Origin of the sequence: Escherichia sp. WS568 (assembly GCF_046486085.1) — a bacterium.
GTDB classification, from domain to species: domain Bacteria; phylum Pseudomonadota; class Gammaproteobacteria; order Enterobacterales; family Enterobacteriaceae; genus Escherichia; species Escherichia coli.
Window position 1 is genome coordinate 220,268 of the sequence record NZ_JBJQMC010000005.1, and the last position, 14,445, is coordinate 234,712.

Below are 14,445 nucleotides of genomic sequence, written 5' to 3' on the forward strand. Positions count from 1 at the left end.
AAAAGTCTTATTGTGACGGAAAACGAACGCCACGCAAAGCTGACCGCACAAAAGGGGAGTGCTTTTCTGTGCTTAGCGGTTAGAATAGTCTCATGACTATATCTGGAGTTGACCATGTTAGAGTTATTAAAAAGTCTGGTATTCGCCGTAATCATGGTACCTGTCGTGATGGCCATCATCCTGGGTCTGATTTACGGTCTTGGTGAAGTATTCAACATCTTTTCTGGTGTTGGTAAAAAAGACCAGCCCGGACAAAATCATTGATTCCCTGAATGCCCGCTTAGTCGGGCATTTTCTTTTTCTCAACTTCCTGCTTTTCCTGCCGATATTTTTTCTCATCTACCTCACAAAGGTTAGCAATAACTGCTGGGAAAATTCCGAACTTGCCGTTATATTGACGCCTACATAACGTTAGATTAAGGGGTTACCAATGGCTCGTAAATGGTTGAACTTGTTTACCGGGGCGGCGCTCTCTTTCGCTGTTGCTGGCAATGCACTGGCAGATGAAGGGAAAATCACGGTGTTCGCCGCCGCATCACTGACTAACGCAATGCAGGACATTGCTACGCAGTATAAAAAAGAGAAAGGCGTGGATGTGGTTTCTTCTTTCGCTTCGTCATCTACTTTGGCCCGTCAGATTGAAGCGGGTGCGCCTGCGGATCTGTTTATTTCTGCCGATCAGAAATGGATGGATTATGCGGTTGATAAAAAAGCGATCGATACGGCTTCGCGCCAGACACTGCTCGGCAATAGCCTGGTCGTTGTAGCACCGAAAGCCAGCGAGCAGAAAGATTTCACCATCGACAGCAAAACCAACTGGACTTCGCTGCTGAATGGCGGTCGCCTCGCGGTTGGTGATCCGGAACATGTCCCTGCTGGCATTTATGCGAAAGAAGCACTGCAAAAACTGGGCGCATGGGATACGCTCTCCCCGAAACTGGCTCCGGCGGAAGATGTTCGTGGCGCGCTGGCGTTGGTCGAACGCAATGAAGCGCCGCTGGGTATTGTTTACGGTTCTGACGCAGTTGCCAGCAAAGGGGTAAAAGTGGTTGCCACCTTCCCGGAAGATTCACATAAAAAAGTGGAATATCCGGTTGCTGTTGTGGAAGGGCATAACAATGCGACAGTGAAAGCATTTTATGATTATCTGAAGGGACCGCAGGCAGCGGAAATCTTTAAACGTTACGGATTTACAACCAAGTAATGATACTGACCGATCCAGAATGGCAGGCGGTTTTACTAAGCCTGAAAGTTTCTTCCCTGGCTGTGCTGTTTAGCCTGCCGTTTGGGATCTTTTTTGCCTGGTTACTGGTGCGTTGCACGTTTCCGGGCAAAGCTCTGCTCGACAGCGTACTGCATCTACCGCTGGTGTTACCGCCCGTGGTCGTCGGTTACCTATTATTAGTTTCGATGGGACGGCGCGGATTTATCGGTGAACGTCTGTATGACTGGTTTGGTCTTTCTTTCGCGTTTAGCTGGCGTGGTGCGGTTCTCGCTGCCGCTGTCATGTCTTTTCCGCTGATGGTGCGGGCGATTCGTCTGGCGCTGGAAGGTGTTGATATCAAACTGGAGCAGGCCGCAAGAACGTTGGGTGCCGGGCGCTGGCGTGTCTTCTTCACTATTACCTTACCGCTGACGTTGCCGGGAATTATTGTTGGTACGGTACTGGCATTCGCTCGTTCGCTCGGTGAATTTGGCGCAACCATCACCTTTGTGTCGAACATTCCTGGTGAAACGCGAACCATTCCTTCTGCTATGTATACCCTGATCCAGACCCCAGGTGGGGAAAGTGGCGCGGCGAGACTGTGTATTATTTCTATTGCGCTGGCGATGATCTCCCTGTTGATTTCAGAATGGCTGGCCAGAATCAGCCGTGAACGGGCGGGGCGCTAATCATGCTGGAACTGAATTTTTCCCAGACGTTGGGCAACCATTGCCTGACGATTAATGAAACGCTGCCCGCCAATGGCATCACCGCTATTTTTGGTGTCTCTGGTGCCGGAAAAACCTCGCTGATTAACGCCATCAGTGGGCTGACGCGCCCGCAAAAAGGGCGGATTGTCCTCAATGGTCGGGTACTAAATGACGCCGATAAAGGTATCTGCCTGACGCCAGAAAAGCGTCGCGTAGGCTATGTGTTTCAGGATGCGCGGCTGTTCCCGCATTACAAAGTGCGTGGCAATCTGCGCTACGGCATGGCGAAAAGCATGGTCGATCAGTTCGATAAGCTGGTGGCGCTTTTAGGCATTGAACCGTTGCTTGATCGTTTACCAGGCAGCCTGTCCGGAGGCGAAAAACAGCGCGTGGCGATTGGTCGGGCTTTGCTGACAGCACCGGAATTGCTGTTGCTGGATGAACCGCTGGCGTCACTGGATATTCCGCGTAAACGCGAACTGTTGCCTTATCTGCAACGTCTGACGCGGGAAATCAACATTCCGATGTTGTATGTCAGCCATTCGCTGGATGAGATCCTCCATCTGGCAGACAGAGTGATGGTACTGGAAAACGGTCAGGTGAAAGCCTTTGGCGCGCTGGAAGAAGTGTGGGGCAGTAGCGTGATGAATCCGTGGCTGCCGAAAGAGCAACAAAGTAGCATTCTGAAAGTGACGGTGCTTGAGCATCATCCGCATTACGCGATGACCGCGCTGGCGCTGGGCGATCAGCATTTGTGGGTCAATAAGCTGGACGAACCGCTGCAAGCTGCGCTACGTATCCGCATTCAGGCTTCCGATGTTTCTCTGGTTTTACAACCGCCGCAGCAAACCAGCATTCGTAACGTATTGCGGGCAAAAGTTGTTAATAGTTATGACGACAACGGCCAGGTGGAAGTGGAGCTGGAAGTCGGCGGTAAAACGCTGTGGGCGCGTATCAGCCCGTGGGCCAGGGATGAACTGGCGATCAAACCAGGCCTGTGGCTGTACGCGCAAATTAAAAGTGTGTCGATAACCGCCTGATTAAATCAGGTGGCTATAAATGAACTGGGCAATGCTGTCGGTGGTGTTCTCACCAATCACAATGTTGGCGCGCGCTTTTACTGCGTCATCGGCGTTGCCCATCGCCACGCCTGTACCAGCGGCTTCCAGCATACTAATATCATTGAAGTTATCGCCGAACGCCACGACGTTTTCCATCGACCAGCCTTGCGCCTCAACCCATTTCGTCAAACGTTTACCTTTGCTGTTGCCGCCGCGTGCAATATCAACCTGATCGTGCCAGGACCATTCACACTCCAGTCCCAGTTCATGTTCGACATGCTTACCAAAATGCTGCAATTGCGGCAGGTCGTCGTGCGTCAGGGCGAACTTCCATACGGCGTTAACTTGTTGCGCCGTTTCAGCCAGAGAAGCGACTTGTGTGAAAGTCGGACGCTGTTCCGGCGGCAGGGTTTGCGCCCAGTTAGACGTGCGAATGACATGCCCGGTCGGGTGCTCATAGACCATTGCATCATCGACATACATCAGACCGTGAATGTGGTGTTCATTCAGCATCTCAATGAGTTGCAGGGCTTTATTAACGGGCATTGGGTCCGCTTCCAGCACGGTTTTTGCATGATAATCATACAAATAGGTGCCATTACAGCAAATAGCAGGTGTATCCAGCGCCAGCGCCTGATAAAAAGGATGAATAGCGACGTGATGGCGACCTGTGACGATGATTAATCGATAGCCTGCTTCGCGAGCACGGGCCAGGGCTTCTATCGATGAAGGAAGCAGGGTCTTTTTCGGGGTCAATAAGGTGCCGTCTAAGTCGAGAGCAATCACGCGTGTGGTCATGGCGTATTCCAGATTAAGGTTAAGAATTTTCGTCTGCGCGAATGGTACACCGATACCACTATCGGACAAAATTCTGCGTTTTAATTCAGCATTCACCGCCAAAAGCGACTAATTTTAGCTGTTACAGTCAGTTGCTAAATGCAAAGGAGCATTCATGAAGCAAACAGTTTATATCGCCAGCCCTGAGAGCCAGCAAATTCACGTCTGGAACCTGAATCATGAAGGCGCACTGACGCTGACACAGGTTGTCGATGTGCCGGGGCAGGTGCAGCCGATGGTGGTCAGCCCGGACAAACGCTATCTCTATGTTGGTGTTCGCCCTGAGTTTCGCGTCCTGGCGTATCGTATCGCCCCGGACGATGGCGCGCTGACCTTTGCCGCAGAGTCTGCGCTGCCGGGTAGTCCGACGCATATTTCCACCGATCACCAGGGGCAGTTTGTCTTTGTCGGTTCTTACAATGCGGGTAACGTGAGCGTAACGCGTCTGGAAGATGGCCTGCCAGTGGGCGTCGTCGATGTGGTCGAGGGGCTGGACGGTTGCCATTCCGCCAATATCTCACCGGACAACCGTACGCTGTGGGTTCCGGCATTAAAGCAGGATCGCATTTGCCTGTTTACTGTCAGCGAGGATGGTCATCTGGTGGCGCAGGACCCTGCGGAAGTGACTACCGTTGAAGGGGCCGGCCCGCGTCATATGGTATTCCATCCAAACGAACAATATGCGTATTGCGTCAATGAGTTAAACAGCTCAGTGGATGTCTGGGAACTGAAAGATCCGCACGGCAATATCGAATGTGTCCAGACGCTGGATATGATGCCGGAAAACTTCTCCGACACCCGTTGGGCGGCTGATATTCATATCACCCCGGATGGTCGTCATTTATACGCCTGCGACCGTACCGCCAGCCTGATTACCGTTTTCAGCGTTTCGGAAGATGGCAGCGTGTTGAGTAAAGAAGGCTTCCAGCCAACGGAAACCCAGCCGCGCGGCTTCAATGTTGATCACAGCGGCAAGTATTTGATTGCCGCCGGGCAAAAATCTCACCACATCTCGGTATACGAAATTGTTGGCGAGCAGGGGCTACTGCATGAAAAAGGCCGCTATGCGGTCGGGCAGGGACCAATGTGGGTGGTGGTTAACGCGCACTAACCGCTGATTTACCCGGCGCAGTCTCTCCTGCGCCGGTGTATTAACCTATCTCCTGTAACGCATGTCTCTGGCGTTCGACGATATTGGTCCACAAATTGTCTTTATCGTCAGTCCACAAATTAATCAGCAAGGCAAAAAAGCGTTCAGCTGCCGGAGAAAGCACGGCATCTTTGCGGCGAATAATCCCCAATGTCCGACGTATAACGGGTTCCACCAGTGGGATACCAATAATCGAAGAATAGGGCGCATGGGGCATTGCCAGGCCTGGAAGCGCCGAAATCCCCAGTCCTGCCTCCACCAGTCCTAATGACGTCGAAAGATGACGCACTTCGTAAAACCAGTCCAGCTTCCAGGGCTTGTCGGCTAGCTGTTGTTCTATCAACAGTCGGTTGCCGCTGGAGGAGCGTACGCCAATCATTTTGTAACCCACTAACTCCTGCCATTCTACAAGCTGCTTTTTGGCCAATGGATGGTCACGCCGACAGGCCAGCACGAACGGCTCGTTGACCAGTGGGGTAAAATCGATGGATGAATTTGTGACGTTGTTCATGTTTATGCCAAAGTCTGATTCGTTACACAGCACCGATTCCATGCAATTATTCGTGCCTTGTTCCAGAATCCGCACTTTAATATTGGGATACAGCTCATTAAATTTACCGATTGCCAGCGGTAAAAAATAAAATACTGCGGTCGGAATACACGCTAATGTCACCATACCACGATGATAAGCATTCATATCACGAATATTAAAAATCGTTTCATCGAATTTCTTTATTAATTCCCGCGCCTCCGGGAGCAATCTTTTTCCTGCTTTTGTTAACGTAACCTTGCGAGTTGTACGCTCAAATAGTTGGATATGTAAATCTTCCTCCATCTTTTTTATTCTTCGCGTTAATGCAGGTTGCGTAATATTGAGTAATTTAGCGGCATTGTTAAATGAACTGGACTCTGCCAGTATGACAAATGCCTTCATACTTGATAATTCATGCTTCATTATTACTCCGGAAAATGGAAGCGTCGATTTTGGGTGGCTGACCGTTAAAAATTTTAACTGCATTTAACCAACTTAAATTAATGAAAAAATGTTATTAATCGTTGAGCTAAAGTCATTAGAGATGCTTTGCCCTTAATGTAACCATATCGCAATAAGTTATGTTTTTAAATTGAGGGCATTATTATGAAAAAAATACCCTGCGTGATGATGCGAGGTGGAACCTCGAGGGGCGCGTTCCTGTTAGCGGAACATCTACCCGAAGATCAAACGCAGCGCGATAAAATATTGATGGCAATTATGGGTTCCGGTAACGATCTGGAAATTGACGGTATTGGCGGCGGTAATCCGCTGACCAGTAAAGTCGCCATTATTAGCCGCTCCAGCGATCCGCATGCAGATGTCGATTATCTGTTTGCTCAAGTTATCGTCCATGAGCAACGTGTCGATACCACGCCTAACTGCGGCAATATGCTGTCTGGCGTTGGGGCATTCGCCATTGAAAATGGTTTGATTGCAGCGACTTCGCCAGTTACCCGCGTACGTATCCGCAACGTCAATACGGGTACGTTCATCGAAGCTGATGTGCAAACGCCAAATGGTGTTGTCGAGTACGAGGGTAGCGCCAGAATTGACGGCGTACCGGGTACTGCCGCACCGGTTGCGCTCACTTTCCTGAATGCCGCCGGAACGAAAACCGGAAAAGTCTTCCCGACAGATAATCAGATTGATTATTTTGACGATGTCCCGGTGACCTGTATCGATATGGCGATGCCAATTGTCATTATTCCTGCTGAATATCTGGGAAAAACAGGCTATGAATTACCGGCAGAGCTGGATGCCGACAAAGCATTATTAGCCCGCATTGAATCTATCCGTCTACAAGCGGGTAAAGCAATGGGCTTAGGCGATGTCAGTAATATGGTTATCCCTAAACCTGTACTTATTTCTCCAGCGCAGAAAGGCGGGGCAATTAATGTGCGTTATTTTATGCCGCATTCTTGCCATCGCGCTTTGGCGATAACCGGTGCTATTGCTATTTCCAGTAGTTGTGCATTGGAAGGCACCGTCACCCGACAAATCGTCCCTTCTGTAGGATACGGCAATATCAATATTGAACACCCCAGTGGTGCGCTCGACGTTCATTTAAGTAATGAAGGTCAGGATGCCACGACGTTACGCGCATCTGTTATTCGGACGACCAGAAAAATATTTTCCGGTGAAGTTTATCTTCCCTGAAAAATTTTGTTGTCGTGATAATGACAATCAATAAAGGAATTCTGTATGAGTCATACAGAAAGAACAGGATATTAAATGAATAAGAAATCGTTATGGAAGCTAATTCTGATATTAGCAATCCCATGTATTATTGGCTTTATGCCAGCTCCAGCAGGATTAAGCGAACTGGCGTGGGTGCTTTTTGGTATTTACCTGGCGGCCATTGTGGGGCTGGTTATCAAGCCTTTCCCGGAACCTGTCGTACTGTTAATTGCCGTCGCCGCATCGATGGTAGTGGTGGGTAACTTATCAGGTGGGGAATTTAAAACCACCGCTGTATTAAGCGGTTACTCTTCCGGTACCACCTGGCTGGTGTTTTCTGCGTTTACTTTAAGCGCCGCGTTTGTAACCACAGGCTTAGGTAAACGTATTGCCTATCTGCTGATTGGTAAAATTGGTAGCACTACCCTGGGTCTGGGTTACGTTACGGTATTTCTCGATCTGGTACTGGCTCCGGCAACACCGTCTAACACCGCGCGTGCGGGCGGCATCGTGTTACCGATCATCAACAGCGTGGCAGTGGCTTTGGGATCAGAACCGGAAAAAAGTCCGCGTCGTGTTGGACATTACCTGATGATGTCCATTTACATGGTCACCAAAACCACCAGCTATATGTTCTTTACCGCAATGGCGGGGAACATTCTGGCGCTGAAAATGATCAACGACATTCTGCACCTGCAAATTAGCTGGGGTGGATGGGCGCTAGCCGCCGGATTGCCTGGCATCATTATGCTGCTGGTCACCCCGCTGGTGATTTACACCATGTATCCGCCAGAAATTAAGAAGGTGGATAACAAAACCATCGCCAAAGCGGGCCTTGCCGAACTGGGACCGATGAAAATCCGCGAAAAAATGCTGCTCGGTGTCTTCGTGCTGGCGCTGCTGGGCTGGATTTTCAGTAAGTCACTGGGGGTTGATGAATCCACCGTGGCAATCGTTGTTATGGCGACTATGCTGCTGCTGGGTATCGTTACCTGGGAAGACGTGGTTAAAAATAAAGGCGGCTGGAATACCTTAATCTGGTACGGCGGTATTATCGGCTTAAGCTCCTTATTATCGAAAGTTAAATTCTTCGAATGGTTAGCTGAAGTCTTTAAAAATAACCTGGCATTTGATGGTCACGGTAACGTTGCTTTCTTCGTTATTATTTTCCTCAGCATCATCGTGCGTTATTTCTTCGCTTCCGGTAGTGCCTATATCGTTGCCATGTTACCGGTATTTGCCATGCTGGCGAACGTCTCCGGCGCGCCGTTAATGTTAACCGCGCTGGCACTGTTGTTCTCTAACTCCTATGGCGGCATGGTTACTCACTATGGCGGCGCGGCAGGTCCGGTCATCTTTGGCGTGGGTTACAACGATATTAAATCCTGGTGGTTGGTCGGTGCGGTACTGACGATATTAACCTTCCTGGTGCATATCACCCTCGGCGTGTGGTGGTGGAATATGCTGATCGGCTGGAACATGCTGTAAATATACTCGTCATACTTCAAGTTGCATGTGCTGCGTCTGCGTTCGCTCACCCCAGTCACTTACTTATGTAAGCTCCTGGGGATTCACTCGCTTGTCGCCTTCCTGCAACTCGAATTATTTAGAGTATATCCATTTATTATCTTTCTGCGCACTTCACGGTGCGCAGATATCTGGAGCATTTGATGATCAAGTTATCTGAAAAAGGCGTGTTTCTCGCCAGTAATAACGAAATAATTGCCGAAGAACATTTCACCGGTGAAATTAAAAAAGAAGAAGCCAAAAAAGGCACTATTGCCTGGTCTATTCTCTCTTCTCATAATACGTCTGGTAATATGGATAAACTTAAAATTAAGTTTGATTCATTAGCCTCTCACGATATTACCTTTGTTGGTATTGTACAGACCGCTAAAGCGTCCGGTATGGAACGTTTCCCGCTGCCGTATGTGCTGACCAACTGCCATAACTCACTCTGCGCCGTCGGCGGTACTATTAATGGCGATGACCATATTTTTGGCTTATCGGCAGCGCAACGTTATGGCGGTATTTTTGTGCCACCGCATATTGCGGTCATCCATCAATATATGCGTGAAATGATGGCGGGCGGCGGCAAAATGATTCTCGGGTCAGACAGCCATACCCGTTACGGTGCATTAGGGACAATGGCAGTCGGTGAGGGTGGCGGTGAGTTGGTAAAACAGCTGCTTAATGACACCTGGGATATCGACTATCCGGGAGTTGTTGCGGTGCATTTGACCGGAAAACCTGCGCCGTATGTGGGGCCACAGGATGTTGCGCTGGCTATCATCGGTGCCGTGTTCAAAAACGGCTACGTCAAAAACAAAGTGATGGAATTCGTAGGTCCCGGTGTTGCTGCGCTCTCTACCGATTTCCGTAACAGCGTTGACGTGATGACCACTGAAACGACCTGTTTAAGTTCTGTCTGGCAAACCGATGAAGAAGTCCATAACTGGCTGGCGCTGCACGGTCGCGGCCAGGATTACTGCCAGCTTAACCCTCAACCGATGGCGTACTACGATGGCTGCATCAGCGTTGATTTAAGCGCCATCAAACCAATGATTGCGCTGCCGTTTCACCCGAGCAACGTGTATGAAATCGACACGCTGAACCAGAACCTGACCGACATTCTGCGTGAGATTGAAATTGAGTCCGAGCGCGTGGCGCACGGTAAAGCCAAACTCTCGCTGCTGGATAAAGTCGAAAACGGTCGCCTGAAAGTGCAGCAGGGGATTATCGCGGGCTGTTCTGGCGGTAACTACGAAAACGTCATCGCGGCGGCGAATGCACTGCGCGGTCAATCCTGTGGCAATGACACCTTCTCGTTAGCGGTTTACCCGTCATCACAGCCCGTGTTTATGGATCTCGCCAAAAAAGGTGTGGTAGCAGATTTGATTGGCGCAGGCGCAATCATCAGAACCGCGTTCTGCGGCCCATGCTTTGGCGCGGGCGATACACCAATCAATAACGGTTTGAGTATTCGCCACACCACGCGTAACTTCCCGAACCGCGAAGGCTCTAAGCCAGCTAATGGGCAGATGTCAGCGGTGGCGTTGATGGACGCTCGTTCTATCGCTGCGACTGCGGCAAACGGTGGCTATTTAACCTCTGCCAGCGAGCTGGATTGCTGGGACAACGTGCCGGAGTACGCCTTCGATGTAACGCCGTATAAAAACCGTGTTTATCAGGGCTTTGTGAAAGGGGCGACCCAGCAACCGCTGATTTACGGACCGAACATTAAAGACTGGCCAGAATTGGGTGCGCTGACTGACAATATCGTCCTCAAAGTGTGCTCGAAGATCCTCGACGAAGTGACCACCACCGACGAACTGATTCCTTCCGGTGAAACCTCTTCATATCGTTCAAATCCGATTGGTCTGGCGGAGTTTACTCTGTCACGCCGCGATCCAGGTTATGTTGGCAGAAGTAAAGCGACTGCCGAGCTGGAAAATCAGCGTCTGGCGGGAAATGTCAGCGAGCTGACAGAGGTGTTTGCGCGCATTAAGCAGATTGCTGGTCAGGAGCATATTGATCCGCTGCAAACTGAAATTGGCAGTATGGTCTATGCGGTGAAACCAGGCGATGGTTCTGCGCGTGAACAGGCGGCGAGTTGTCAGCGTGTGATTGGCGGTCTGGCGAATATTGCCGAGGAGTACGCGACTAAACGCTATCGTTCTAACGTCATCAACTGGGGGATGTTACCGCTGCAGATGGCGGAAGCGCCAACCTTTGAAGTGGGGGATTACATTTACATCCCTGGCATTAAAGCGGCACTGGATAATCCGGGTACGACGTTTAAAGGTTATGTGATCCATGAAGATGCGCCGGTAACGGAAATTACGCTTTACATGGAAAGCCTGACGGCCGAAGAGCGCGAGATTATCAAGGCGGGTAGTTTGATTAACTTCAATAAAAACCGTCAGATGTAAAAAAAGGCGCTATGAAATATAGCGCCCAGTTTCATTAACCCGATGGTTCAGACTATCGGGTTTTCTTTTTTTACTTCTTCGCCTCTGCAACCACTTTGCTACCCACGCCGCGGTTATTGTATTCCCACATGCGGTTGTAGTTAGTGTCATTCAGATTGCGCTGTACTTCGTCGTTATCATCAACGTTGCCAGTATTACCCGCAAACGGACGATTGGAAATCACCGCATCGGCCCACGGTTTCGCCGTGTTAAAACCTTCGTTGATGGCGCTATCACGGATCACTACCTGACCGTTGGTATTGGCATCAACATCCAGCGAGCGGCCCAGTTGCGCCACGCCATCACCGGAAGCATTGAAACGGCTGTTTACGGCGAGGAAACCGTAGTAAATGTTGGACAGCGTAGCCGGTGCAAACACATACGCTTCTTGCTGGGTACGGGAGTTCACCACGCGGAATTCGGTGTTATCGAACACCACTGCGCCGCGACCAGAAACGATATCCACATCCCCTTCAATATAGCTGTTGGTCACCAGCGTACGCGGCTGACGGTTGGTTTCCAGACGGTTCTGCACACCGCTGTTGGTGACAAAGAAGGTGTTCTGACGACCGAGAATGTTGACGTTATTGATCTGCACTTTGTCGCCATCAGTACGCAGTGCCACCGCCGGATGGTTACCCGCATCTACGCTATCGCCCAGCGTGTTTTCGATGGTCAGGTTTTGCAGTTGCAGGCCATTGTTTTGTGACCAGAAGACCGCAGAGCAGAGAACACCGATACTGTCGCTGCGTTTACTCTGGCAGCTATCGTACATATACCACGCCGGTTTACCTGGCATATATTTGCCGCGCGGGTTGACGTCGTGACGCCAGTCGGCAGGGCTCATGCCACCATCAAGGGAAAGCCCAATCTTCACATCAATCGGTTTTTCACCTGTACCGTACAGAGTAATTCCACCCGGAGCGGCAGGGACATACACCGTTCCCTGATACTCACCAGGCATCACGGCAATATACTGGCGCTTGTTGGTACGCTTGATAATTGCCGCATCTACCGCCGCCTGAATCGTGGTATGCGTTACACCTTGAGTACCCGCCGGGCCGACAACAAAGTCAGGTTGTGCAGGCAGGGTAATCGGGGAAGGATTCCACGCTGCAGCACCTGGTGTCAGGGATGCAAAATAGTGTTGAGCATCGAAATTCTGCGCTTCTTTTGCCGACAGAATCGGGCGAGAAGAGGTACCTGGCGCGGTTTGATCAGAAGGACGTTGATCGGGCGGTGTTGAGCTACAGGCGGTCAGCGTCACGCCAAAAGCCAATGCCAGCGCCAGACGGGAAACTGAAAATGTGTTCACAGGTTGCTCCGGGCTATGAAATAGAAAAATGAATCCGTTGAAGCCTGCTTTTTTATACTAACTTGAGCGAAACGGGAAGGTAAAAAGACAAAAAGTTGTTTTTAATACCTTTAAGTGATACCAGATGGCATTGCGCCATCTGGCAGAGTGATTAACTAAACATCGCAGTAATCGAGGCACTCGCCAGAGAGTGGAAATGAACGTTAAACCCGACCATCGCGCCGCTGGCACCTTCATCGACATCAATACGTTCTACATCCAGCGCGTGAACGGTAAAAATGTAGCGATGGGTTTCGCCTTTCGGCGGCGCTGCACCATCGTACCCGGTTTTACCAAAGTCGGTACGCGTCTGCAAAACGCCGTCTGGCATTGCTACCAGACCAGAGCCAAACCCTTGCGGTAATACACGGGTATCAGCGGGTAAATTAACAACTACCCAGTGCCACCAGCCGGAGCCGGTTGGCGCATCCGGGTCGTAGCAGGTGACAACAAAACTTTTCGTTCCCACAGGAACATCATCCCACGCCAGATGCGGTGAAATATTATCGCCATCGTAACCCATGCCGTTAAAGACATGACGATGTGGCAACTTATCGCCATCGCGTAAATCATTACTGATGAGTTTCATGAGCCCTCCTTTCTTGTTTGCAGAAAGTGTAGCCAGAAACCCTCACGCTAACTTCCCGTTATTGGCAAAAAAATGTTTCATCCTGCACCGCACGATTAACCGCTGCGGTCAGACGCTGCAACTGTTGCGGGAGAATAATATAGGGCGGCATCAGGTAAATCAGTTTGCCAAAAGGCCGGATCCAGACACCCTGTTCGACAAAGAATTTTTGCAGCGCTGCCATATTCACCGGACGAGTGGTTTCGACCACGCCGATTGCCCCCAGTACGCGCACATCGGCAACCATTTCGGCGTCACAGGCGGGGGCAAGTTGCTCGCGTAGCTGCCCTTCAATAGCCGCCACCTGATGCTGCCAGTCGCCAGATTCGAGAATCGCCAGGCTGGCGTTTGCTGCTGCGCAGGCCAGCGGATTGCCCATAAAAGTTGGCCCATGCATAAAGCAGCCGGCTTCGCCGTTACTGATGGTTTCCGCAACCTCGCGCGTGGTGAGCGTGGCGGAAAGGGTCATTGTGCCGCCGGTTAAGGCTTTACCGAGACACAAAATATCCGGCGCGATTTCTGCATGTTCACAGGCAAACAGTTTGCCGGTACGACCAAATCCGGTGGCGATCTCGTCGGCAATCAGCAAGATACCTTCGCGATCGCACATTTTGCGGATTCGTTTTAACCATTCCGGATGGTAGATGCGCATCCCGCCTGCGCCCTGGACAATCGGTTCAATGATCACTGCGGCGATTTCATGACGATGCGCCGCCATCAGGCGGGCAAAGCCCACCATATCGCGTTCATCCCATTCACCATCCAGGCGGCTTTGCGGGGCGGGAGCAAACAAGTTTTCTGGCAGATAGCCTTTCCACAGGCTGTGCATTGAGTTGTCCGGATCGCACACCGACATCGCGCCAAAGGTATCGCCATGATAACCATTGCGGAAGGTCAGAAAACGCTGGCGCGCTTCGCCTTTGGCCTGCCAGTACTGCAACGCCATTTTCATCGCCACTTCTACCGCTACGGAGCCGGAGTCCGCGAGAAAAACGCACTCCAGCGGTTGCGGCGTCATTGCCACCAATTTGCGGCACAGCTCAATGGCGGGCGCATGGGTGATACCGCCAAACATCACATGCGACATAGCATCAATTTGCGATTTCATCGCCGCATTAAGCTGCGGGTGATTGTAACCGTGGATCGCCGCCCACCAGGACGACATACCGTCAACAAGGCGTCTGCCGTCAGACAAAATTAGCTCGCAACCCTCGGCGCTCGCCACCGGATAAACCGGTAGCGGGGAGGTCATGGATGTGTATGGGTGCCAGATATGGCGTTGGTCAAAGGCAAGATCGTCCGTTGTCATAATCGACTT

13 protein-coding genes are annotated in these 14,445 nt (G+C 50.8%); 8 read left to right on the forward strand and 5 right to left on the reverse strand.

The window, feature by feature from the left end; translation table 11 throughout:
* Window positions 1-114 precede the first annotated feature (114 nt).
* The 4 genes from acrZ to modC all read left to right on the forward strand — a co-directional run bounded on the left by acrZ (window position 115) and on the right by modC (window position 2,954).
* Window positions 115-264, forward strand: coding sequence for a multidrug efflux pump accessory protein AcrZ (acrZ, locus tag ACJHWR_RS08120; protein WP_000891515.1), 150 nt, complete (start codon window positions 115-117; stop codon window positions 262-264).
* 166 nt (window positions 265-430) lie between these two features.
* Complete coding sequence (modA, locus tag ACJHWR_RS08125; protein WP_000113014.1) at window positions 431-1,204, forward strand: molybdate ABC transporter substrate-binding protein; 774 nt, start codon at window positions 431-433, stop codon at window positions 1,202-1,204.
* Entirely contained in the window at window positions 1,204-1,893 is a 690-nt protein-coding gene (gene modB / locus ACJHWR_RS08130; protein ID WP_000604037.1) for a molybdate ABC transporter permease subunit, read from the forward strand. Before modA ends, modB begins: the two co-directional genes overlap by 1 nt.
* A gap of 2 nt (window positions 1,894-1,895) precedes the next feature.
* The gene (modC, locus tag ACJHWR_RS08135; RefSeq protein ID WP_000891660.1) at window positions 1,896-2,954 is read left to right on the forward strand and encodes a molybdenum ABC transporter ATP-binding protein ModC; all 1,059 of its coding nucleotides are present in this window, start codon (window positions 1,896-1,898) and stop codon (window positions 2,952-2,954) included.
* On the opposite strand, the gene ybhA is transcribed toward modC, so the two are convergent.
* Window positions 2,955-3,773 carry a bifunctional pyridoxal phosphate/fructose-1,6-bisphosphate phosphatase gene (gene ybhA / locus ACJHWR_RS08140; protein ID WP_012311842.1) on the reverse strand — a complete coding sequence of 273 codons (819 nt, stop codon included), beginning with the start codon at window positions 3,771-3,773 and terminating at the stop codon, window positions 2,955-2,957.
* 154 nt (window positions 3,774-3,927) lie between these two features.
* Between ybhA and pgl the strand changes: the two genes are divergently transcribed.
* The gene (gene pgl, locus ACJHWR_RS08145; RefSeq protein WP_000815439.1) at window positions 3,928-4,923 is read left to right on the forward strand and encodes a 6-phosphogluconolactonase; all 996 of its coding nucleotides are present in this window, start codon (window positions 3,928-3,930) and stop codon (window positions 4,921-4,923) included.
* Window positions 4,924-4,963: 40 nt separating this feature from the next.
* Here the strand turns inward: pgl and ACJHWR_RS08150 are convergent, their stop codons facing one another.
* Window positions 4,964-5,917, reverse strand: a complete 954-nt coding sequence (locus ACJHWR_RS08150) for a LysR family transcriptional regulator (protein ID WP_000679971.1) — start codon at window positions 5,915-5,917, stop codon at window positions 4,964-4,966.
* A 183-nt stretch (window positions 5,918-6,100) separates the two neighbouring features.
* On the opposite strand from ACJHWR_RS08150, the gene ACJHWR_RS08155 reads away from it, so the two are divergent.
* From ACJHWR_RS08155 to ACJHWR_RS08165, 3 genes are all read left to right on the forward strand, one after another.
* Window positions 6,101-7,153: a 4-oxalomesaconate tautomerase gene (locus ACJHWR_RS08155; protein ID WP_000723627.1), complete on the forward strand. Its 1,053-nt coding sequence runs from the start codon at window positions 6,101-6,103 to the stop codon at window positions 7,151-7,153.
* Between the two features lie 75 nt (window positions 7,154-7,228).
* Window positions 7,229-8,662, forward strand: a complete 1,434-nt coding sequence (locus ACJHWR_RS08160; protein WP_001036491.1) for an anion permease — start codon at window positions 7,229-7,231, stop codon at window positions 8,660-8,662.
* Window positions 8,663-8,844: 182 nt separating this feature from the next.
* Window positions 8,845-11,106 carry a hydratase gene (locus ACJHWR_RS08165; RefSeq protein ID WP_000593889.1) on the forward strand — a complete coding sequence of 754 codons (2,262 nt, stop codon included), beginning with the start codon at window positions 8,845-8,847 and terminating at the stop codon, window positions 11,104-11,106.
* 70 nt (window positions 11,107-11,176) lie between these two features.
* Here the strand turns inward: ACJHWR_RS08165 and ACJHWR_RS08170 are convergent, their stop codons facing one another.
* The 3 genes from ACJHWR_RS08170 to bioA form a co-directional block, all read right to left on the reverse strand.
* A complete protein-coding gene (locus ACJHWR_RS08170; protein WP_001091559.1) occupies window positions 11,177-12,460 on the reverse strand; it encodes a putative acyl-CoA thioester hydrolase in 1,284 nt (427 codons plus the stop codon).
* Window positions 12,461-12,611: 151 nt separating this feature from the next.
* On the reverse strand, window positions 12,612-13,088 hold the full coding sequence (locus tag ACJHWR_RS08175) for a kinase inhibitor (protein WP_000767411.1): 477 nt from the start codon (window positions 13,086-13,088) through the stop codon (window positions 12,612-12,614).
* A gap of 58 nt (window positions 13,089-13,146) precedes the next feature.
* On the reverse strand, window positions 13,147-14,436 hold the full coding sequence (gene bioA / locus ACJHWR_RS08180; protein WP_001550860.1) for an adenosylmethionine--8-amino-7-oxononanoate transaminase: 1,290 nt from the start codon (window positions 14,434-14,436) through the stop codon (window positions 13,147-13,149).
* Between the last annotated feature and the right edge of the window lie 9 nt (window positions 14,437-14,445).